The organism is Halobacillus litoralis, from assembly GCF_020524085.2.
Taxonomy (GTDB): Bacteria; Bacillota; Bacilli; order Bacillales; family Halobacillaceae; genus Halobacillus; species Halobacillus litoralis_E.
Window position 1 is genome coordinate 1,193,792 of sequence record NZ_CP129016.1, and the last position, 21,640, is coordinate 1,215,431.

Sequence of the window (21,640 nt, forward strand, 5' to 3'; positions counted from 1 at the left end):
AACAAAGGACAAAGATTGTTATAATGAAACTATTCATAGGAAAAAGGAGTTATTAAAGAATGACAACAACCAATCGAGTGATGCTCGTTGATGGCATGGCGCTGCTTTTTCGTGCGTTTTATGCCACGGCAATGAGCAATTATTATATGATCAACAGTAAAGGTGTGCCGACCAATGGGGTCTACGGCATGATGAAACACATGTTTACAGCAATAGAAACCTACCAGCCTACCCACGTGATTTGCTGTTGGGATATGGGGAGTAAGACGTTCCGTAATGATCTTTTTCCTGACTACAAAGCGAATCGGGGAGCGCCTCCAGAAGAATTGATTCCACAATTTGATCTAGCCAAAGAAGTCGTAGAGGCTCTCGATATACCTAACGTTGGTCAAGTTGGGTATGAAGCGGATGATTGCATGGGAACGCTGAGTCGGGCGTACAGTGAACATTCCCAAGTCTTCCTATTAACAGGGGACCAGGACCTTCTTCAATTGTTGGAGCCGAACGTGCATGTCGTCTTATTAAAGAAGGGATATGGCAATTATGCGGAGTATCAAGAGGACACCTTTACAGAAGAAAAAGGAATTACGCCGCAACAAATGGTTGATTTGAAAGCCCTCATGGGTGATTCCAGTGACAACTATCCTGGTGTGAAAGGAATTGGGGAGAAAACCGCACTTAAGCTTCTCCTTAAATACGGATCCATCGAGGGAATCTTAGAGAATATCGAGGAACTGACAAAGGGTCAGCGGACGAAAATTGAAGACAGTCTGGATATGCTGCATCTATCTAGAAAGCTTGCTGCCATCCATTGTGAAGCGGATGTGGATTGTTCGTTAGAAGAGGCGCTATTCTATATTGATGATAAAAAGATGGGCGCAAAATTTGATGAACTTGAATTTAAAAATTGGGAAAAGAATATCGTGCGAATGTAAAAAGGTCGGAGGCGTGTAACCTCCGACCTTTTTATAATAATAAATCTTTTTTTTGTGTTTTCCGGTAATTGTTAACCTCTTTAAAATACATGGCTGCTTTTTTGTACATTCGCTTCTCATAATAAAGGTTACCTAACATTTCACAATAATTCTTGTAACTTCCATATTCATTATTCTCTCTAAAATACGGAATGATTTCATTTTCCAGCTTGTCCATAAAAAAGTCTTCCATTGTTTTTTCTAAAGCTGTGCTTCTAAGTACAAAAAATTTATACTTAAAGAATGTAATGTCATATTCCTCTGCGCTTTTTTCACCTTTCTCAATAAGCACCCATGCTTTCTCTATATTTCCTGCATAGAAGTGAGTGGAGGCAAGAGAATAAATGGTGTTCACGTAAAAATAATCATCTTTCATTTCAAGCGTCATATTATAAGCTTTTTCTAAATAATCAATTGCATCTTCATATTTTTCCTGATTAGCATATATATACCCAAGATTATGGTAAACTCTTCTTTCATCAATGGACTTCAAATGATATTTGGATATCCTTTTTAACTTTAAGAAATACTCTTCTGCGATGGAGTAGATCTCTAAAGCTCTATAATTTAGGGCAATGATCATGTAGGTGTCAACAATTCGTTCATAATCAAAATCTTTAATATATCCTTCCAAGGCTGTATGAGCGTAAAAATTTGACTCTACTGATGCTCTTATTTGAGAATAAGTCAGAGCTAAATGAAAATAGGTTTCACTGTCTGTAAATGGGAGTTTATTTAAAAGCTCTTCGGTTTTGTGGAAATGATGAAGGGCATTTTTTAGTTGGTGGTTTTTCAAAAGATAATGAATTCCGACCGTTTTATGGTAGAAGAATTTATATTCATCATTCGTATATGGATATAAATCATCAATCTCTTTTAAATCTTCATCGGATAGCGGTCCTTCATTCAACTTCATGGTGTGGCGAGCTTTAACAATGGTATATAAATGATTGAGTTCAGTATTTTGGTTGGACTCTAGTGCTTCTGTACATTTTTGAAAGTACTCTTCCATTAATGGGAGGTCTCGACGTTGAATAATTTCATGCCATTCTAGAAGTTGCTGATGAATGGATTCGTCGAATTCCTGGTTTATATCAGTCAACTTGATATTCAACCGCTCTCCTAACAGACGGTAAATTTCATCACTGGCGTTAATGGTATCGTGTTCAATTTTACTCAAATAGGATACCGAGCAAATTCCTGATGCAAGTTCTTCTAGTGTTAAATTCTTAAATTTGCGGTGTTGTTTAATTAACGAACCTTTCATATTCACTACTCCTTTAAAGCGCCAATTACTTACATTATAGCAAAATACCTTCATGTTCAATGTATATAATTTCCTTTTAAGGGTTTTATAGGAGTGTAAGGGAGGGGGATATGTAAAAAGCTCAACCACTTGATGTGGTTGAGCAGTCTGATCATGATAGTGTCTTCAGTGCTTGTTCGATTTGAGTATCTCCTGAAATCATCTCAAATGTTTTATGGTAAGCGTTTGGTTCCTGTAGGGCTGCAATCATTGTCTTAGCTACGTCTGCGCGAGGAATTGTTCCTCTTTCAACGGTTTCGCCGACTTGTATTTTGCTGGTCCCTTCATCGTTCGTCAAACCGCCTGGTCGTACGATGGTGTAATCAAGTTCTGTGGACTTCAGGTAATCATCCGCTTCTCCTTTCATTTCGAGATAGTGCTTCAATTCTTCGGGGCCTCGTTCTGGATCACCAGCCCCCATGCCGCTCAACATAATGAATTTCTTTATACCTAGGTTTTCTGTTGCTTTAGCAAGGTTAATGGCTCCGTCACGATCTACGGCTTCTGTTTGCTCAGCACCTGTACTGGAGCCTGACCCAGCGGCGAACATGACAGCGTCCATACCTTTGACCGCATAACCGACGTCTTTCGTCAGATCAGCAAGTACTGGAGTACCGCCCAATTTTTCAACCGTCGCTTTTTGTTCTTCTTTACGGATCATGCCGTACGGCTCATGACCATCGGCTTTTAAATTTTGAATAAGTAGTCGTCCTGTATGTCCGTTTGCTCCTGCTACGAGTACCTTCATTTATAATCACGACTCCTTCTGGCAAATAAGATTACAATACTTATTTAGCCCGTTTCCGAATCGGGTAAACATACGGACCTGCCATCAAGAAGGGAAGCAAAGCTCCTGGTAGTTACAACGAGCGCAGACTCTGGGATCATCCTGCATAGGAAATTGATCGATAGGAAGGGGTTCATTATTTCCTGCATCTTCTAAATAGAGTTTCATCTGCTCCATACTAATCTGGTATAGGTGTTGGACATTGATGAGGTCCTGTTCTGTTAATTGATGTTCGACATGTGTACCATCCACTAAATATTCGTTTCGAATGATGATATCATCAAGGGATTCGATTTCGTGCTTGTTTTGTAAATAAAGGGCATAAAGGGCCAGCTGGTTCCGGTCCTCATCGGATGCTTTTCCCGTTTTCCAATCGACAATAATCCACTTGTCATGATCGAGATCTTTGTACACAAGATCCATCACAATAAAAACCTTCGCTTCGTCTGTCTTGAGGAAACGGAAAGTTTCCGATTCCATAAACTTCATTTGTTCTTTGTTACGTACATCAGTGAAAGTTTTACTGGAGTAAAAATTGGTGACCGTTTTCTGGAGGCGGTCCGTTATTTTGCGCACTTTCGCTTCAGGGAGAGTGTCTTTCTGACTGTAATAAATTTCGTGAAGCATCGTATAGTGCTTCGGTCGGTTTATCCACAAATGCTCTTTCTTCGTTGATTCAATGAATCCACGGTTTAAATGGTGGCGGACTTCATCCATGAAATCTTGTTCCGTCATGACCGGCTGGTTCTTTAATACGCGTTGAATGGTTTGATAGATCAAATCGTGGACCACACTTCCAAAGTGCATTTCCAAGTTGGTCATTTTTTTCAAACGGTACGCTTGCTTGGCTAGGGTATCAGCCGAACGGAGCCATCCATTATGGGATACATAATAATCGTACGCATATTTCCTTAGGCAGGATAGCATCGTTTTATGCCTGGACAGAGACCAGGATAGTTCCGGGTAGGGTTTCACTTCAAACATGAGTAACATCCTTCGTTAGTTTCATAGATTTAGTGTTCCAATTCTATTCTTCAAAACAGAGAGGAGTATCGTGTTGGTATTCTCTCATTGATATTTTATCATGAATGACAACAACGCCTTCCATTTCTAAAAGTTGACGTTGTCTGGAGGGGTCCTTCACAGCAATTTCTCCTTTTGCATTGACTACACGATGCCACGGGAGCTCATGTTTCTCACTCATACTGTGAAGCGCACGAGCGACTTGTCTTGCCGCCCGGGGGTTTCCAGCGCATGCCGCAATTTGTCCGTATGACATGACACGACCTTTTGGAATACTATGGATGATTTGAATGATGCGTTGTGTGAATGGTTTCATAGTCGGCCTCCTTACTTAAATTTTACAAGATGGCAGGTTTGTGTGAATAGAAGCCTTCCTCTATTACTGATACAATCTCTATAGAAGACAGAGAGGAGAAGACTAAGATGAGCATACCAAAAGTATTAACAATCGCCGGTTCTGCTGCACAGGGGAGTGCCGGGATTCAAGCAGATCTTAAGACATTCCAGTAATTCAATGTTTACGGCATGAGTGCAGTTACTGCCATTGTAGCGAATAATAAACAAACAGAACGAGGGATTTTCACGCAGCCAATCGATGCCATAGAAGCCCAAATCTATGCTTCATTCGAACATGTGGGAGTCGATGCCCTTAAAACGGGCATGCTGTTCACCGACGACATTATAAAAAATGTGGCTGGTCTTATAAAAGCGTCTGAAGTCACGAATGTAGTGATAGATCCTGTGATGATTGGAAAGATGGGATCTCAGTTATTAAAAGATGAGGCGATTGAAACTCTGACAAAAGAACTTGTCCCTCTGGCAAAAGTCGTCACTCCAAATTTACATGAAGCGGCAAGAATGCTTCAATGTGAAGTTCCTGAGACTCCTGAAGATATGAAGGTTGTGGCAAGGGACCTTTATCATCTTGGAGCGGAGTATGTGCTTGTAAAAGGAGGCGGTTTAAAAGGATACCCAGCGGTAGACATGCTCTATGACGGTTCAAGTATTACCGAGCTTGAAACCAAAAGAGTGGAAACCATTCATACGAGCGGGGCAGGGTGTACGTATTCCGCCGCCATCACAGCAGAACTTGCCAATGGATATTCTGTCGAAGATGCGGTCAGACGGGCGAAGTCCTTCGTAACAAGCGCCATTCGCCACGCTTTATCCTTCGACCGCGGCATAGGCTCCACCTACCACGCCGCTCATAGAATGATCAGTGATTAAAGCATATGGCAGTATGCTTGAAGGGTTAGTTTCGAGATGTTTGTGTGAGTCTCGGGGCTACGGGAAACCGTTCGCTTTCCATGAGGTGGGCGCTGAGCCTCCTCAGGCTACGCCTTCCGGGGTCGTCTCAGCTGTCCCGCACACCCCTGACGCTCAACCAGGCAAACGAAACCCGAAAATATCTCGAATAGTCTTCAAGAATAGGAAGCATATGTATGATATAAGAAATCCCCTCTTCACAAATGGTGAGAGAGGGGATGGGAATTAACCGTTGATGCGGTCGTATTTATCAATTTGTTTCTTGCGGTCAACATCCCAGCGGTTTTCTGGGTGTTCTTTACAATCTGCTGTACATGCGGCATGTTGCTCTTCTTCACATTCTTTACAGCATACATATTGACGGTTACATACCGGGTTACTGCAGTTAATCATACGATCTTCTGCTTTCCCGCAATGTTCGCACTCTGCGATGACCTTTTCTTCTACTTGGTTGATTGGAACAGAGATACGCTCGTCGAATACATACATTTTTCCATCGAAGAGCTCACCTTTGACTTCTGGGTCTTTGCCGTAAGTGGTAATTCCGCCTTCAAGCTGATAGACATCTTCGACTCCGTTTTTCTTAAGAATCCCTGTCAGTTTCTCGCAGCGAATTCCGCCTGTGCAGTAGGTAAGGACTTTCTTATCCTTCCACTGGTCAGCATTTTCGGCAATCCATTCAGGGAACTCTCGGGAATGGTTGACGTCCGGTTGAATCGCGTTGCGGAAGTGACCGATGCGGTATTCATATTCATTACGGCCGTCAATGACGATGGTATCATCATCTTTCAGCATTTCATTGAATTCTTTTGGTTTCAAATGTTTACCACCGAACGTTTTTGGATCGATATCGTCTTCTTCAATACTCCAGTTGACCAGCTCAGGCTTCACGCGGCAATGCATTTTCTTGAAAGCGTGCCCTTCATGCTCATCGATTTTGAAGTGGATATTTGCAAAACGCTCATCAGAACGTACAAAGTTCATATATTCTTCCACTTGTTCAACGGTACCTGAAACCGTTCCGTTAATCCCTTCGTGAGAAACGATGATACGTCCCTTCAAACCAAGGTCTTTACAGAATTCCAGGTGGTTTTGGCAATATTCTTCATAGTCAGGAAGGTCGACATACTTATAATACAGCAGAACTCGATAATCTTTTGAGCTCATAAGTGATTCCTCCTATATTTATATCTATACAGTATTAAATAACAGAAATGTCCATACTCCATCATATTCGATTTATATCCGGATTTCAAATGTCAGTTTTTTGAACAAATTCCATGCGTCTGATCTTGTATGAATAAAGCCACAGAACCAAGGTGGAAGCCGCCATTAATACGATCAGTGAACTGAACGGCAGGATGAAGTTTTCGGCGGTATAAGGTTGTGAACTAACCTCTAATAATATACCGGCAAGAACAGAACCTGTCGCACTTCCGATGAATTGCATCTGTTGTTTGAGACCGATTCCGGCACCGATCTGCTCTTTAGGGAGTATTCGAGAAACTTCATTGGTCGAACTTGAAGATAAACTAGAGAACCCGAAACTCGTAAACATATAAGCGATCATAATCATATACGGACTTTTTCCAGCGAGGAAAAAGAAGATTAGGGCTGATATCATCAGTAAAACTTGAGATAAAAATAGAATTTTGATGTTTCCGTAAGCATCAATCAGGCGTCCGACGTAAATCGCGGCTGCGGCTGATAGCATAGCCCCAGGGGAAAATAATAAATCCGATGGCGGCTGCCCCACGCCCATACACTTGCTCAAGCATGATCGGCATTAAAAACAGCACAGCGAAGTGTAAAGTGAAACCAATGTAGCTTGTAAAGACAATCCGGCGGTAATGGCTGTTTTTTACAAGTTCAGGCTGGATAAAAGGAGCTTTCGTCCGATTCACTCTCCACCAAAGGAGAGAGGCAGCCAGGAGCCCACCCAGCAAGTAGTAGGGGGGTTAATGTCGAAATGTATAGTAAAAACATGGTGGCGGTGATTCCGGACAGCAACGCCCCTATGACATCAAAACGCCCTTTCTCAGCTTTTTCAACAGGCATAAACTTGTAAAGGACCGGGATGACGAGGAAAACCATGATGGTGACGATGAACAAGAAGTTCCAATCAAGGTAGTCTGTGATTAAACCGCCGATGACAGGACCAAGGCCAAAACCCAAGGATGTCGCAGAGGCAATCAATGCATAGGCGCTTCCTCGTCTAGTCATAGGGATGTACCTTCCGGCGAAGACCATGGATAAACCTGGGATCGCTGCCGCTCCTGCCGCCTGGCATAACCGAGCGATCAACAACCAGACATAACTCTCCGCGAAAAATCCGATGATGGAGGAAAGGCTGAAAATACAGATCCCTATCGTTAATAATGTCCGAATCGGCATATAGTCAGACAAGCGTGTAAAGGTAATCGTGAAAATCGCTAACACAATCGAATACCCCGAAACGATCCATGCGCCTTCTGAAGGCATGAGCGAGAAATCTTTTAATATATTCGGTAACGCGATGTTGAACATCGTTGTGTTCATCACAACAATTAAAATCGTAGCTGCTAAAATGAATACTGTACGAAAATGTTCATGGGAAGGACGAGAGGTCAGTGGCATATCGTCTCTTCTTCCTTTCTATTATTTCATTAGACACTCGAAATACTATACCACAAGTTTCCTAGAGAGAAAAATGACAAGCGTAAAAACTCCCGTTGACGGCAGCAACGGGAGTTTATTTATGGTCCAGGGAATAGTTGGAATTTTTTAATTTCTTAAGGTGGGACACCCAGCCAGAGCCTTTGGTTTTATAAGATTTTTGCACCCAGAGTGGACTCGAAATGTGATAAAGCCCAGGTGTGGCCAGCTTCATTAAAGCTTGCAACGCCATCCTTGTGTACATGAATGTTGTAGCTGAGATTATAAGCATCGATAGCTGTATGGAGTACACAGATATCTGTACAGACTCCGACAAGGTGGATATCTGTGATTCCGCGTTCTCTCAGCTTCACGTCCAAGTCTGTCCCTGCGAAAGCACTATAACGGCTTTTATCCATGTAAAGGGTGTTCCGCTTTTGCTTATTTTCTTCATAGATTTTTTTTAGTGATCCGTACAACTCCCGTCCTTTTGTTCCTCGAATGTTATGAGGAGGGAAAAGGTCTGTCTCCGGATGGTAAGGGTCACCTTCTTCGTGAACGTCTATCCCGAACACGACAAGGTCTTCCTCATTCATAAATGTCTCCGTTACATCATGAATGTACTTTTCAAGAGCTTGAGCGGGTGGTCCGCAGGTCAATGCTCCATCACTTTCTACAAAGTCGTTCGTATAATCGATGATGATTAAAGCGCGTTTCATTCTATCCACTCCTAGTGTCTTTACACTTATCTTAACAGACGTGGAATGTAAAAGTGCACTTAATATCCGGGAATATGCTTCGCGGAGGTCACACTTCTATTCATAGCTATGAATAGTAGCGCCCCAGAGATAACAAGCAGGGTACTTGTAACGAAAAATACCATAGAAAAGCCATAAACCCCTGCAATCATTCCGCCCATGGACGGACCGATGATATTCCCAAGGAAACGGATGCTTGTGTTGTAACCTAATACCTCACCCTGCATAGCGACTGGAGCCTCTTGGCGGATGTAAGCGGTCCGGACAGGAATAATGCCGCCAATGGATACACCTAACAAAAAGCGAAGGACAACCAGCTGCCAAATGTTCGTTACGAAAGCTGCAGGGAGGTAAACGATTCCTGCCATGAACAAAAGGAAGACGAGGATTTTTACATATCCGATCCGATCGGCGATTTTTCCCCATTGTTTGGCCATCATTAAGTTCCCAAGCCCTGCAGCTGAAAAAGCGATTCCTGAGAACAAAGCTAAGTTTTCAGGGCCATGTAAATCACCGACGAATAATGAAAGAATCGGTTGAATACTGAAGTGGGCGATTTGCACAAATAAAGAAACAATCATGACCATTAATAGGACAGGGTGCTTGAAAATGTGCGCCAGCACTTCTCTGGATTGATAACTTGTTTTCTCATGGTCTCCTTCTTTTTTTATTCGCTGTTCATGAATGCCAAAGAAAACGATGAGAGCAGATAGGGCAACTGTAATGGATACATATTGAAAAGTGGTCGCATAACCAATCGAATCTGCAATCCAACCTCCGAGCATTGGCCCCATTAAACTTCCGGTAATACTCCCCGTCTGCAAAGAACCTAGAACTTGACCGGCGATATTTTTAGGCGTCTGGGTAGAAATCAAAGCTTGTGACATGGGAATAAATCCCGTGAAGACTCCCATGAACAAACGTAGAAGAAAGAGCTGCCAAACGGATGAAACGAACCCCATAAGAAATACGGAGGCCGCAAGACCTGTAGCGGAGATGATCAAAATATTCTTTCTTCCATATTTATCGCCAATCTTCCCCCAAATTGGCGAACATAGAAAAGCAGACACGAATGTGATACCGAATATCCATCCAGACCAGGTTTGGACATAAGCATCTGTGTAATTTCCGAGTTCTTCTATATATAAAGATAAAAACGGCAGGACCATTGTAATACTGCCGGCTATAAAGAAATTGGCAGTCCACATGATCCACAGGTTTCGTTTCGCCTGAGATTTGTTAGTAAGGATAATATCCCTTCTTCCTATTATTTCGACACCCTAAATATATAACACACTTCTATATAAAGGGGAACCATGAATGACTCGGTTCCAGCAATTTTTAACAATTATAAGTTTTTTATTAGTAAGGAAGGGAATTCCAATTATATCGCCTCGTTGTTAACGGTTGCAAAACTTGTATATACAAATTATAATCATAGTTAATTGATGTATATACAAGTTTTGAGTGCTTTGATGAAAGCGTTTGAGGAGGAGAACGATATGTTTAAGAAGTTGTTTGGAAATAAAGAGACAGAATTGAAAGTGGCTTCACCATTAACTGGAAAGAAAGTGGCTTTGGAGGAAGTTCCGGACCCCGTATTTTCTCAGAAGATGATGGGGGAAGGAATTGCAGTGGAACCAAAGGACGGCGAGGTGCTTAGCCCTGTAGAAGGTAAGATTGTTCAACTATTCCCAACGAAGCATGCGGTAGGTTTGGAAACGAAAAGTGGTGCAGAAATTCTGATCCACATTGGTCTTGAAACCGTAGCAATGGATGGAGAAGGTTTTGAAGCTTTTGTGTCTCAAGGGGACAAGGTGAAGGTAGGAGATCCATTGATTTCCTTCGATTTGGACCTCGTGAAAGAAAAGGCGAAGAGTACAGTAACACCAATCATTGTCACGAACAGTGATGACTTTGATGTGCAAGTGGCTGACGATGTCGAAATGAGCGCTGGATCAACATCATTATTGACTGTAAAGAAAAAATAAACCACGCCGGGAGGTAGAAAAAAATGAATCACAAAAAACAGGCTGAGCAGATTCTGGAAGCCATCGGCGGAAAGGAAAACTTGTCTGCTGCAACCCACTGTGTCACACGTCTGCGTTTGGCGTTACATGATGAAGGTATAGTCGATCAGGAAAAACTGAACAATATTGATGCTGTGAAAGGATCTTTTTCAACGAACGGTCAGTTTCAAATTGTTGTCGGACAAGGAACTGTCGATAAGGTTTATAAAGAATTGGTAGCTCTTGCTGGTGTCGGTGAATCTTCTAAAGAAGAAGTGAAAGAGGCTTCCAAAGGAAATATGAATCCTCTTCAAAGAGCAATTAAAACACTTGCTGACATTTTCATTCCCATTCTACCAGCGATTGTAACCGCTGGTTTGCTGCTGGGTATCAATAATATCTTGACAGCACAGGGGATCTTCTGGGACGACCAGTCCATTATTGATGTCTATCCACAGTGGTCAGGCATAGCGAACATGATCATAATCATAGCCAATACCGCCTTTGTGTTCTTACCCGGACTCATCGGTTGGTCTGCGGTCAAGAAATTTGGCGGTAGTCCAATCTTAGGTATTGTCATAGGACTCGTGCTTGTCCACCCTGATTTATTGAATGCTTGGTCTTATGGTGATGCCGTGGCTGAAGGATCTGTACCAACCTGGGATTTATTTGGATTAACCGTTGAGAAAATTGGTTACCAGGGACAAGTCCTGCCTGTTCTTGTCGCATCTTATTTATTGACCAAGATCGAACTATTTTTACGTAACCGTATCCCTGATAACATACAATTATTGTTCGTCGGACCGATTTCCTTGTTAGTGACTGGTTTCTTGACGTTCATCATCATTGGACCGATTACATTTGCTATCGGTAACTGGATCACAGACGGTCTTGTTGCTACCTTTGATACTTTCGCATGGTTAGGCGGTCTTATTTACGGCGGTTTATACGGCGTGCTCGTGATTACCGGAATGCACCATACATTCATGGCTGTGGACATTCAGTTGGTGGGAAGCACGGGAACTACATTCTTGTGGCCGATGCTTGCTCTATCCAACATTGCGCAAGGTTCTGCCGCATTTGCCATCTGGCTGGTTTCAAAAGACGATAAACTTAAAGGTTTAAGTGTATCTTCAGGTATTTCTGCATGGCTTGGAATTACAGAACCAGCTTTATTCGGAGTGAATTTGCGCTTTAAGTATCCATTTATTATTGCCATTACTTCCTCTGCTATTGCCGGCCTTTATATTTCTGCACAAGGTGTATTGGCAAGCTCTATCGGAGTCGGTGGTGTGCCAGGGATCTTCTCAATCGTTGCGGAGTACTGGCTGGACTTTGCTATCGGAATGGTCATCGTCATTGTCCTTCCGCTGGTAGGAACGTATCTCTATGCGAAGCGTAAAAAAGACGTATAAAAAATTTAAAAACGGTGGTGCTACAATGATTGAACAACCTTGGTGGAAAAAAGCTGTCGTTTATCAAATTTATCCAAAAAGCTTCAATGACACGACAGGAAACGGTGTCGGTGATATTCAGGGGATTATTGAAAAATTAGATTACTTGCATAAACTCGGGGTCGATGTCCTTTGGCTGACCCCGATGTACAAGTCTCCTCAAAATGATAATGGATATGATATCAGTGACTATTACGACATTCACGATGAATACGGGACAATGCAGGACTTTGAAAGACTGCTTGAAGAAACGCACAACCGTGGGATGAAACTCATCATGGACATCGTCGTTAACCACACGTCTACGGAGCACCAATGGTTCCAAGAGGCTAAAAAGTCAAAAGACAATCCTTATCGTGACTATTATATCTGGCGTGACCCTGTGAATGGGGAAGAGCCGACGAATTGGCAGTCTAAATTCGGGGGCAATGCGTGGGAGTATGATGAACAAACAGGTCAGTATTACTTGCACTTGTTCGATGTCACTCAAGCCGATTTAAACTGGGAAAACGAACAGATGCGTGAAGATATCTATGAAATGATGCGTTTTTGGGGTGAAAAGGGAGTGGATGGCTTCCGTTTGGATGTCATCAACTTGATCTCCAAAAATCAGGAGTTCCCAAATGATGATGGTAGTGTCGCGCCAGGAGATGGTCGTAAATACTATACAGATGGCCCGCGTGTCCATGAATTCATGCAGGAAATGAACCGTGAAGTTTTCAAACCCTATGACCTGATGACAGTTGGAGAGATGTCTTCGACGAGCATTGAGCACTGCATTAAATACACGGCTCCTGAACGCGATGAACTGAGTATGACGTTCAACTTCCACCATCTCAAGGTGGATTATCCGAACGGTGAAAAATGGACGGTCGCTGATTTCGATTTCCATGAGTTGAAGCAGATCCTTTCGAAGTGGCAGCGCGAAATGAACAAAGGAAACGGCTGGAACGCTTTATTCTGGTGTAACCACGACCAGCCTCGTGTATTGTCAAGGTTCGGGGATGATGAGACTTATCCTGAAGAATCTGGAAAAATGCTTGCCACCACCATCCATATGATGCAAGGAACGCCTTACATTTACCAAGGAGAAGAATTTGGGATGACCAACCCTAAATTCGAAAGCATTGAACGTTACCGGGATGTTGAATCGCTGAATATGTATGAAGAGTTCAAAGCAAAAGGATTCAGTGAAAAGGAAATCATTGAGATTTTAAAACAGAAGTCTCGTGATAACTCTCGTACTCCTGTACAATGGAATAGAGAAGAAAATGCCGGCTTTACTGAAGGAACCCCATGGATTGATGTAGCAGATAACTATAAAGAAATCAATGCAGAAGTGGTGATGAACAAAGAAGATTCCATCTTCAATCACTATCAAAAATTGATCGAATTACGTAAGTCTCATGATATCATTACACATGGCGATTATCGTTTGTTGAACTCAGACCACAATCACGTATTTGCTTATCTTCGTGAATGGAATGGAGAACAGTTGCTTGTTGTGAATAACTTCTACGGCGAAGAAACGTCATTCACATTACCAGAAGATGTTCAGGTATCTGGTGAGGCGGACATCCTTCTGAGCAACTATGATGATTCTACAAAAGATTACCGTGAAATCAGCCTTCGCCCATACGAGTCGGTCGTATATCATCTTACCGATAAATAGGTGAGGGGGCGCAAAATGAAAAACAAATATGTCGAGATTTATCATAAACTCGTGAAAGATATTCAGAAGGGAGAGTACACAGCAGGTGATACTCTCCCTTCTGAACACGATTTGTGTGCAAGATTCGAGACATCGAGAGAAACGATTCGTAAAGCTTTGAACCTGCTTTCGCAGAATGGGTACATTCAGAAAGTGCGTGGTAAGGGATCCGTTGTTCTTGACCGTGATAAATTCGAGTTTCCGGTTTCAGGTTTGACAAGCTTCAAAGAGCTCTCGGAGCGATTGGGGCAAAGTTTTCAAACGCATGTGCATGAGCTCACCCTTGTTAAAGATGCGGAAGTATGCCGTCAACTCAATTGCAAGGAAGGTTCTCATCTTTGGAAAGTTGTACGTTCAAGGGAAATTGGCGGTGAACGTATCATTTTAGATAGAGATTTTATAAGACATGACCTTGTACATGACCTTACTAAGGAAATCGCTCAAACGTCGCTTTATCATTATATTGAAAATGAACTGGGTCTTGATATCAGCTTTGCGAAGAAGGAGATCGTGGTCGAGCCTGTGACGGCTGAAGATGAAGAGTTTCTGGACTTGAATGGACATGACCAAGTCGTTGTTATTCGCAGTTATGTCTATTTAGGAGATACAACCGCCTTTCAGTTTACAGAATCCAGACACAGACCAGATAAATTTCAATTCGTCGATTTTGCACGAAGAACAAAGGTGTAAGGGAAGAGGGACCAGTTTTTGGTCCCTCTTTGTTTTTTTATGGTTACACGTTAAAATAGGAATATCGAATAGTAAGGACGAGGTGGGCAAATTGTTCGTAATTGGAGCAACAAAAAAGTTACAAAACGAAATCAATCAACCGATTGAAGAGATAGAAGAATATACGGATGTACCAGAAATATACAAGTGGCATGCAAATGTCGTTACAATTAATCGAAGAAAATGTCTTCTTATAATGAATAATGCAACAGGTTTGAACCTGACGTTGTTCGGTTTGAGAAAACAGCAATTTGAACATCTTGACAGTGTCATAAAAGGCTCACTAAAGCAATTGTTTCAACTGTTAGGGATCGAGAAAAGAATTGCCGACCAAATGCTGGGGGCTGCCGATGAAATCGTTTATACGAAAACGAACAATCGGAAAGTTCTTGGTATGCTGAATGAAATTAAATTCTTCTCTGAGGATATGGCAGCAGGAACAGCGTACGAAGATTTAGATGCTGTGGAGGTTAATAAATATAATAATATAAAGCTTGTATTTTCTAATTTGGATCAGATTACTCCTTATGAAGAATTTATTCGTTACTTTGAAAAGCAGTAGTGCCAAGGCACTGCTGCTTTTTATTTTTACCTTTGCCTGCTAACTTGCTTACGTTTTCTTTAAGAAGGATTTTCTAGCACAGGTGGATAATAATAATAAATGGTTATGTTTCTTTGATACACATGAGGGTATATTACATAACAAGGACTTCTTAAAAATGGAGGGTTATTGAATGTTTTTCAAATCTTATTTTGATGAAGAGCTAGCACAAATGTCTTACATGATCGGTTGTCAGAAGACAGGGGAGGCCATAGTCATTGATCCTGCAAGGGATTTATCACCTTATTATGAAACAGCCAAAAAAGAAGGATTCGATCTTTCCGCCGCTGCAGAAACCCATATCCACGCAGACTTTCTTTCAGGTGCGAGGGAACTGGCAAATGAGAAGGATCTGAAACTATACCTATCCGATGAAGGAGATGATGATTGGAAGTATCAGTACCTTGATGAAATCAATCATACACTCGTAAAAGATGGCGATGAAATTCATGTAGGGAATGTCAGACTCGATGTGATCCATACCCCTGACCACACACCTGAAAGTCTTTCTTTCTTATTGACTGATGAAGGGGGAGGTTCCTCGGTACCTATGGGAATCTTTACAGGTGATTTTGTCTTCGTTGGTGATGTGGGGCGACCAGATTTGCTCGAAAAAGCAGCCGGAGCAGAAGGGACGGCAAGCAAAGGAGCGGCAGATATGTATCAATCCGTCCAACGCTTCAAAGAACTTCCTGATTACGTACAAGTTTGGCCCGGGCACGGAGCGGGAAGTGCTTGCGGGAAATCATTAGGAGCCGTCCCTTCTTCAACGGTGGGATATGAAAAAGAAAACAACTGGGCGTTAAAACACACCGATGAAAAAGCATTCACTGAAGAATTACTGGATGGTCAACCTGAACCGCCGAAATATTTTGCCATGATGAAAAAACTAAATAAAGAAGGTCCGTCTCTTGAAAAGGAAAGAGAGGTGGAGGGGGTTTCCGTATCAGATGTGGATCGCTACATGTCTGATGAGTACATGGTGGTGGATACTAGATCATCATCTGAATTCTCGAACGGCCATTTAAAAGGAACAATCAACATCCCTTATAATCGATCATTTACAAATTGGGCAGGTTGGTTGATTGAATATGATCAAAAGATCATAGTTATTTCTTCTAAAGATACCATTCCGGCGATTAAACGTTCTTTAGAGTCCATAGGGCTGGATGACCTTGTTGGTTATGTGGATGAATCAGAAGTCAATGACTATGGTGGATTAGAAACGTATGCAAGCATTACAGCGGAAGAGCTTGAAAACAAATTCAGAGGACATGAAGATTATGTCATCATCGATGTAAGAAATGATAGTGAATGGGACGATGACCATATAGAGGAAGCCCGGCATATAATGCTTGGGAAGCTGAAAGAGAGTATGGAAGATATACCTTCCAATAAAACGCCGATTGTCCATTGTCAGTCAGGTATGAGATCGGCGATTGCCGCAAGTTTATTGCAGGCCTATGGATATAAGGATGTATTGAATTTGAAAGGCGGATTTTCAGCCTGGAAAAAGCATAAAGGAAAAGTGAACTCGTAACCAGTTAAAAGCCTGCCTCATCAAGGGCAGGCTTTTTTATGCAAAAAAAGACCTCTACCATAAAGATAGAGGCAAAAGTTTGTATAGGTATAGGATTAGGGGAGGTGTTAATTATATAAAAATTGAATTAACACACAAAATTAAAACTAAAATCAATGTTACAAAATTAAATTTGATCCACAACTAGTGGTCTTGGGTGGAGTTCGTCAGCTGTTTCAACATTGTTAACTCCAGCTGAAATTGAAACTGCAAGTCCCAATACTGCGATTAGAGCAAATAGCTTTTTCATAAAGCAATACCTCCTAAGTTGGAATATTTATTTAACAAATCAATTGCTAACCTTAGGTATTTAGTAGATTTTTTGTAACTTCTTTCTGCTTCAAGTAGATCTGATACAATCATGCAATAACGAATAACAAATCGGTGTTGTTTTTTCTCAAGAAAGTGGGGGATAGCCTCACTTTCTAAGTATTGAGCTTTTTTTGTCGTTATTAATGAGCATAGTATAAATCTTTAAATGAATTTGAGCAGTTGTAGTATCCTCTTTAGATGACTCTAGGTAGGAAAAGCCCTTGTTTATCCACTCTTTACAATCTTCAAGGTTCCCTACTTTATAATTTTCAAATATTAGGCAATAAATAGTCTCAAAAATCTCATGATCTGAAGCTTTTTCCACCCGATAGAAAAGACTTTTTTTTATAGTTCATTAGTGCTGACTCGTAATTGCCTAGTCTTGATTCAATTACACCAATATTGTGATAAATGACTCCTAATTGGTAGTAATTTTTGGTTTGTGTAGCAACTTTACTAACTAGGTGGTAATTTTCTAAAGCCTTGCCATAATTTTTTAATCTTCCATAATTTATCCCTAGTAAGATATGGCAATCAGCACTTTTGAATAAATTGTACTGCTTCTGGAAGATTGCTAGAGCATGTTCAGCATTAAAGATTGATGCTGAAATGTTGTTTGCTTGGCTGGCACTTAGAGCGAGAAGATAGTATAAATCACTTTCTTCCCAACCTTCTAAATCAATTGAAGCACTGTAATTCTTAGCTTCCATCAATTTAAGATAGGAGTCTTCAAAATCTCCACGATAATAACTGACCAGGCCTGAACTTAAATGGAAATAATACTCCATCTCTTCATCAAATGTATCCTCGTGCTGACGGATATTTTTCCATGCTACATAAGCCTCCTCCACCTCGTTTTCTAACAGCAGATGGCGAATGCGGAACAACTCGAAAAATATATACAAATGATGATTATTCAGCGTATCTTTTTGTTGTTTGAGTTCTTCCTTTAATTCCCCTGGCCTCTTCAATCCGTTTAAAAACAATCATCTCATACCATTCCTTCAATTTTTCCTTGGAAGGGTGGTGATAAGAAGAGTCGTGGAAATCAAGTCCTAGACGTTCGTAGAGGTGTTCAAGTACCTCGAACGCGGGAACGGTTTGGTCGTTCTCAATCTTAGACAAATACGCCGGCGAGATAATCCCATCTGCAAGCTGGTTCTGTGTTAAACCCTGCTTCACGCGATGGAATCGAAGCACTTTACCATATTCCATTTTTCTCACACCTAGTTGATCAACTGTTGATTTTTCAGAGTGTTTGCTCTTTCAAATCTATATTTAGAATACATGTTCGTTCTGGGATTTTCAACAAAATTCACTAGTTTCCCAAGTCGGGAAAATTTTGTGGCTTTAAGGGGACTTTGGAAGGGGGACTTTCATAGATTCCCATTTTATGGTTCTGCACGCCTTGGAAGAGGAACTTTTTGGAACCTATGAGTAATCATACAACATTACGGGTATAAAAGGTATAGGAATTTTATAAAAAGTTTCATCAAGACCGTCATCAACTACAAGTGAGAAGGAGGAATAGATGTGGGATATAACGTCACACAAAAATTGATTAAGGATCACTTGGTAGAGGGGGAGATGAATCCCGGATCGGAGATTGGATTGAAAATTGATCAAACGCTTACACAGGATGCGACCGGGACGATGGTTATGCTTGAACTGGAAGCGATGGGCATTGATCAGGCAAAAACGGAAGCATCCGCGCAATATGTCGATCATAACTTAATCCAGGAAGATAGTAAAAACCCGGATGATCACCTTTTCCTTGAGAGTGCCGCGAAGCGTTTCGGACTCCATTTCAGTAGACCGGGAAATGGTGTGAGCCACCCCGTGCACATGCAGCGGCTTGCGAAACCTGGAAAGACGCTGCTGGGTTCGGACAGTCATACATGTGCGAACGGTTGTATGGGAATGCTTGCGATGGGAGCTGGCGGAATTGACGTAGCCATGGCCATTGCCGGTGAACCTTTTTTACGTGAAAATGCCGAAAATCTGGGGAGTGAAAGTGACTGGAGAACTTCCAGACTGGGTCAGTGCAAAAGATGCCATCTTAGAAATGCTTAAAAGGCATGGCGTCAAAGGCGGAGTCAACCACGTTTTTGAATATTATGGTCCTGGTTTGAAAAACTTAACAGCCATGGATCGTCATGTGATAGCCAACATGGGGGCTGAGCTTGGGGCCACAGGTACGGTCTTTCCATCAGACGAAGAAACGAAGCGCTTCATGAAGCTTCAAGGGAGAGAAGATGAGTGGATGGAACTAGTCGCAGATGATGATGCGACGTATGATGTTCATGATGAGCTGGATCTTTCTTCATTAGGTCCGATGGTAGCCAAACCCTCAAGCCCGGGAAATGTCGTTCCAGTAGAAGAAGTGGAAGGAGAGTCCATCTACCAGTCCTATATAGGTTCATCAGCGAACCCTGGGTATAGAGACTTTGCGATTGCTTCGAAAATCGTAGAAGGTCGTCACATTGCAGATGGCGTATCCTTTGATTTGAATCCTACATCACGTCAAATGTTGATTGACTTGTCTCAAGAAGGTCATATTGCTAACTTCCTTCAAGCGGGGGGAAGATTGCACTCCAGGCCGGCTGTAATGGATGTATTGGAATGGGACAGGCACCAGCGACGGGCAGGAACAGTTTGCGTACCACCCCACGGAACTTCCCGGGACGCTCCGGGACAAAAGAGGATAGTGTTTTCTTATGCAGTCCTGAAACGGCTGCTGTCTCAGCTCTGACAGGAAAGATTACGGATCCGAGAAAATCAGACTTCAATTTTCCAAAAGTGAAGGATTTAGACAAACCAACGGTGGACACACGGTTACTTGATGAACCTTTACCTTTTGAGGAAGCGAAGGATGTAGAGTTAGTCAAAGGTCCAAATGTGGCCTCCATCCCCGAGATGGGTGAACTTCCAGATGAGATGGAACTCCCTATTTTACTCAAAATGGGAAATGATATTTCCACGGATGAAATTCTAGCAGGTGGAGCCCGTGTTCTCCCTTATCGAAGCAACTTACCGGAAATCAGTAAATTCACGTTCGAAATTGTTGACGAAACGTATTACGATCGCGCAATGGAAGCGAGAGAGGACGGTGGTCACGCTGTAGTCGCCGGAGCGAACTATGGGCAAGGATCCAGTCGTGAGCATGCAGCTCTTGCACCGAAATACCTCGGTCTTAAGGTTGCCATTGTGGAGGACTTTGCACGGATTCATTGGCAGAACCTTGCTAACTTTGGAGTGTTGCCATTGACCTTTACCGACCCATCCGATCTCAATGAGTTGGAGCAAGGGGACGTCCTTGTATTCAAAGGTCTGAGAGATAAGATTAAGCAGTCTCCTCAAGTGGAAGTTGAAGTAAAAGGAAAAGATAAAACCCTCAAACTTGAGCATGCCCTTTCTGATCGGCAGATTGAAATCATGCAAATGGGTGGCTTGATCAACTGGGTGAAAAATAGATTGGAATCATAAAGAAACTCCGGCTGGGTTTATCCCGCCGGAGTCTTTAGTTTAGAGCCCTTTATGGTCTTGATGTGTCCAGTGGAGTCAAGCTTCCTTCAATTTCCTTCCGTTTGTGCTCTAAAAACGGGGGAAGAGCAAGACTTTCTCCAAGATGATCCACGTCCTCATCTGTAGCGAACCCAGGTCCATCCGTAGCCAGTTCAAAAAGGATGTGGTTGGCCTCCCGGAAATACAGGGACTTGAAATAGTAGCGATCGACAAGGCCGGAGTTAGGATAACCTGAGGCTTGGATGATTTCCTGCCATTTCTTGAGTTCATCCTCATCATTTACACGGAAGGCCACATGGTGAACGCTTCCGCGGCCTGGTTTTTCGGGCTGTCCTTCGGGGTCTTCTTCCACATGAACTTCTGACCCGGTTCCTCCCTCGCCGGTTTCATAAACGGCCCATTGCTCATAAGCTCCTTTTTTTCGAAATCCTAAGAGCTCAGTAAGAACTTTTTCTGTTTTAGCTGCATCGTTTACGGTGAGGTGAACGGGGCCAAGACCGGTAATTCCATATTGCTCAGGTACAGTAGAATGTTCCCATGCTTTTCCGGCTTCTACACCGCTATTGTTTTCATCAGATACGAGAATGAGTCGTTGTCCTTCGGGATCACGGAAGGAGAGCGTTTTTCGACCGTGTCTTTCTTTAATCTCATCTTGTTCAACAGAATGTTCTTTGAAGCGTTGTTCCCAATACTTCAGTGCTTCATCGCTTTTTACACGAAGTGATGTGGTAGAGATGCTTCTCGTTCCAGGGTACGTATGTCCTGCTCGGTGAATTTCGAAAAAGGTTAAGTCTGTTCCGGGTCGTCCTTTCTCATCCGCATAGAATAGGTGGTACATGGATGGAGCATCCTGATTGACTGTTTTTTTGACTAAGCGCATGCCCATAACTTTTGTATAGAAATCATAATTGCTTCTTGCATTGGCGGTTATTGCTGAAACGTGATGAATGCCCTTGAGTTGCATGGTCATTC

The 21,640-nt window shown here is 42.2% G+C and carries 22 protein-coding genes and 1 pseudogene; 9 read left to right on the top strand and 14 right to left on the bottom strand.

The window, feature by feature from the left end; translation table 11 throughout:
- Positions 1-59 precede the first annotated feature (59 nt).
- Positions 60-935, top strand: a complete 876-nt coding sequence (locus LC065_RS06170; RefSeq protein ID WP_226593041.1) for a 5'-3' exonuclease — start codon at positions 60-62, stop codon at positions 933-935.
- A gap of 31 nt (positions 936-966) precedes the next feature.
- Here LC065_RS06170 and LC065_RS06175 read toward each other — a convergent pair whose 3' ends face one another.
- The 4 genes from LC065_RS06175 to LC065_RS06190 form a co-directional block, all read right to left on the bottom strand.
- Complete coding sequence (locus LC065_RS06175; RefSeq protein ID WP_226593039.1) at positions 967-2,241, bottom strand: tetratricopeptide repeat protein; 1,275 nt, start codon at positions 2,239-2,241, stop codon at positions 967-969.
- Positions 2,242-2,392: 151 nt separating this feature from the next.
- Positions 2,393-3,028, bottom strand: coding sequence for an SDR family oxidoreductase (locus tag LC065_RS06180; RefSeq protein ID WP_226593038.1), 636 nt, complete (start codon positions 3,026-3,028; stop codon positions 2,393-2,395).
- Between the two features lie 84 nt (positions 3,029-3,112).
- Positions 3,113-4,051, bottom strand: a complete 939-nt coding sequence (locus LC065_RS06185) for a PD-(D/E)XK nuclease family protein (RefSeq protein WP_226593036.1) — start codon at positions 4,049-4,051, stop codon at positions 3,113-3,115.
- A 43-nt stretch (positions 4,052-4,094) separates the two neighbouring features.
- On the bottom strand, positions 4,095-4,406 hold the full coding sequence (locus tag LC065_RS06190; RefSeq protein WP_226593034.1) for an MGMT family protein: 312 nt from the start codon (positions 4,404-4,406) through the stop codon (positions 4,095-4,097).
- A 209-nt stretch (positions 4,407-4,615) separates the two neighbouring features.
- On the opposite strand from LC065_RS06190, the gene thiD reads away from it, so the two are divergent.
- The gene (gene thiD / locus LC065_RS06195) at positions 4,616-5,317 is read left to right on the top strand and encodes a bifunctional hydroxymethylpyrimidine kinase/phosphomethylpyrimidine kinase (RefSeq protein WP_371933410.1); all 702 of its coding nucleotides are present in this window, start codon (positions 4,616-4,618) and stop codon (positions 5,315-5,317) included.
- A gap of 264 nt (positions 5,318-5,581) precedes the next feature.
- Here thiD and trhO read toward each other — a convergent pair whose 3' ends face one another.
- The 6 genes from trhO to LC065_RS06225 all read right to left on the bottom strand — a co-directional run bounded on the left by trhO (position 5,582) and on the right by LC065_RS06225 (position 9,956).
- Positions 5,582-6,523, bottom strand: a complete 942-nt coding sequence (gene trhO, locus LC065_RS06200) for an oxygen-dependent tRNA uridine(34) hydroxylase TrhO (protein ID WP_226593031.1) — start codon at positions 6,521-6,523, stop codon at positions 5,582-5,584.
- A gap of 85 nt (positions 6,524-6,608) precedes the next feature.
- The gene (locus tag LC065_RS06205; RefSeq protein WP_306163815.1) at positions 6,609-7,070 is read right to left on the bottom strand and encodes an MFS transporter; all 462 of its coding nucleotides are present in this window, start codon (positions 7,068-7,070) and stop codon (positions 6,609-6,611) included.
- Positions 7,027-7,260: a hypothetical protein gene (locus LC065_RS06210; RefSeq protein ID WP_306163816.1), complete on the bottom strand. Its 234-nt coding sequence runs from the start codon at positions 7,258-7,260 to the stop codon at positions 7,027-7,029. Before LC065_RS06210 ends, LC065_RS06205 begins: the two co-directional genes overlap by 44 nt.
- On the bottom strand, positions 7,226-7,972 hold the full coding sequence (locus LC065_RS06215) for an MFS transporter (protein WP_306163817.1): 747 nt from the start codon (positions 7,970-7,972) through the stop codon (positions 7,226-7,228). The genes LC065_RS06210 and LC065_RS06215 overlap by 35 nt, the downstream gene beginning before the upstream one ends.
- 188 nt (positions 7,973-8,160) lie before the next feature.
- The gene (locus tag LC065_RS06220) at positions 8,161-8,709 is read right to left on the bottom strand and encodes a cysteine hydrolase family protein (RefSeq protein ID WP_226593027.1); all 549 of its coding nucleotides are present in this window, start codon (positions 8,707-8,709) and stop codon (positions 8,161-8,163) included.
- Positions 8,710-8,768: 59 nt separating this feature from the next.
- Positions 8,769-9,956 (bottom strand): MFS transporter, encoded by a 1,188-nt coding sequence (locus LC065_RS06225; protein WP_226593023.1) that lies wholly within the window; start codon positions 9,954-9,956, stop codon positions 8,769-8,771.
- 294 nt (positions 9,957-10,250) lie between these two features.
- Between LC065_RS06225 and LC065_RS06230 the strand changes: the two genes are divergently transcribed.
- The 6 genes from LC065_RS06230 to LC065_RS06255 all read left to right on the top strand — a co-directional run bounded on the left by LC065_RS06230 (position 10,251) and on the right by LC065_RS06255 (position 16,792).
- The gene (locus LC065_RS06230) at positions 10,251-10,739 is read left to right on the top strand and encodes a PTS sugar transporter subunit IIA (protein ID WP_226593021.1); all 489 of its coding nucleotides are present in this window, start codon (positions 10,251-10,253) and stop codon (positions 10,737-10,739) included.
- 23 nt (positions 10,740-10,762) lie between these two features.
- Positions 10,763-12,172 (top strand): PTS system trehalose-specific EIIBC component, encoded by a 1,410-nt coding sequence (gene treP / locus LC065_RS06235; protein WP_306163818.1) that lies wholly within the window; start codon positions 10,763-10,765, stop codon positions 12,170-12,172.
- A gap of 25 nt (positions 12,173-12,197) precedes the next feature.
- Positions 12,198-13,883: an alpha,alpha-phosphotrehalase gene (gene treC / locus LC065_RS06240; RefSeq protein WP_264187882.1), complete on the top strand. Its 1,686-nt coding sequence runs from the start codon at positions 12,198-12,200 to the stop codon at positions 13,881-13,883.
- Between the two features lie 15 nt (positions 13,884-13,898).
- Positions 13,899-14,612, top strand: a complete 714-nt coding sequence (treR, locus tag LC065_RS06245; RefSeq protein ID WP_226593017.1) for a trehalose operon repressor — start codon at positions 13,899-13,901, stop codon at positions 14,610-14,612.
- Positions 14,613-14,694: 82 nt separating this feature from the next.
- Positions 14,695-15,213: a DUF6933 domain-containing protein gene (locus tag LC065_RS06250; RefSeq protein ID WP_306163819.1), complete on the top strand. Its 519-nt coding sequence runs from the start codon at positions 14,695-14,697 to the stop codon at positions 15,211-15,213.
- 172 nt (positions 15,214-15,385) lie between these two features.
- Complete coding sequence (locus LC065_RS06255; protein WP_306163820.1) at positions 15,386-16,792, top strand: MBL fold metallo-hydrolase; 1,407 nt, start codon at positions 15,386-15,388, stop codon at positions 16,790-16,792.
- 166 nt (positions 16,793-16,958) lie between these two features.
- Here LC065_RS06255 and LC065_RS06260 read toward each other — a convergent pair whose 3' ends face one another.
- The 3 genes from LC065_RS06260 to LC065_RS06270 all read right to left on the bottom strand — a co-directional run bounded on the left by LC065_RS06260 (position 16,959) and on the right by LC065_RS06270 (position 18,358).
- A complete protein-coding gene (locus LC065_RS06260) occupies positions 16,959-17,081 on the bottom strand; it encodes a hypothetical protein (protein WP_264187881.1) in 123 nt (40 codons plus the stop codon).
- Between the two features lie 364 nt (positions 17,082-17,445).
- Positions 17,446-18,129: a tetratricopeptide repeat protein gene (locus LC065_RS06265; RefSeq protein WP_306163821.1), complete on the bottom strand. Its 684-nt coding sequence runs from the start codon at positions 18,127-18,129 to the stop codon at positions 17,446-17,448.
- The gene (locus LC065_RS06270) at positions 18,056-18,358 is read right to left on the bottom strand and encodes a helix-turn-helix domain-containing protein (RefSeq protein ID WP_306163822.1); all 303 of its coding nucleotides are present in this window, start codon (positions 18,356-18,358) and stop codon (positions 18,056-18,058) included. The genes LC065_RS06265 and LC065_RS06270 overlap by 74 nt, the downstream gene beginning before the upstream one ends.
- A gap of 318 nt (positions 18,359-18,676) precedes the next feature.
- Here LC065_RS06270 and LC065_RS06275 point away from each other — a divergent pair.
- A pseudogene (locus tag LC065_RS06275) lies at positions 18,677-20,629 on the top strand (aconitate hydratase).
- Between the two features lie 49 nt (positions 20,630-20,678).
- Here the strand turns inward: LC065_RS06275 and LC065_RS06280 are convergent.
- Complete coding sequence (locus LC065_RS06280; RefSeq protein ID WP_226593006.1) at positions 20,679-21,632, bottom strand: ring-cleaving dioxygenase; 954 nt, start codon at positions 21,630-21,632, stop codon at positions 20,679-20,681.
- Between the last annotated feature and the right edge of the window lie 8 nt (positions 21,633-21,640).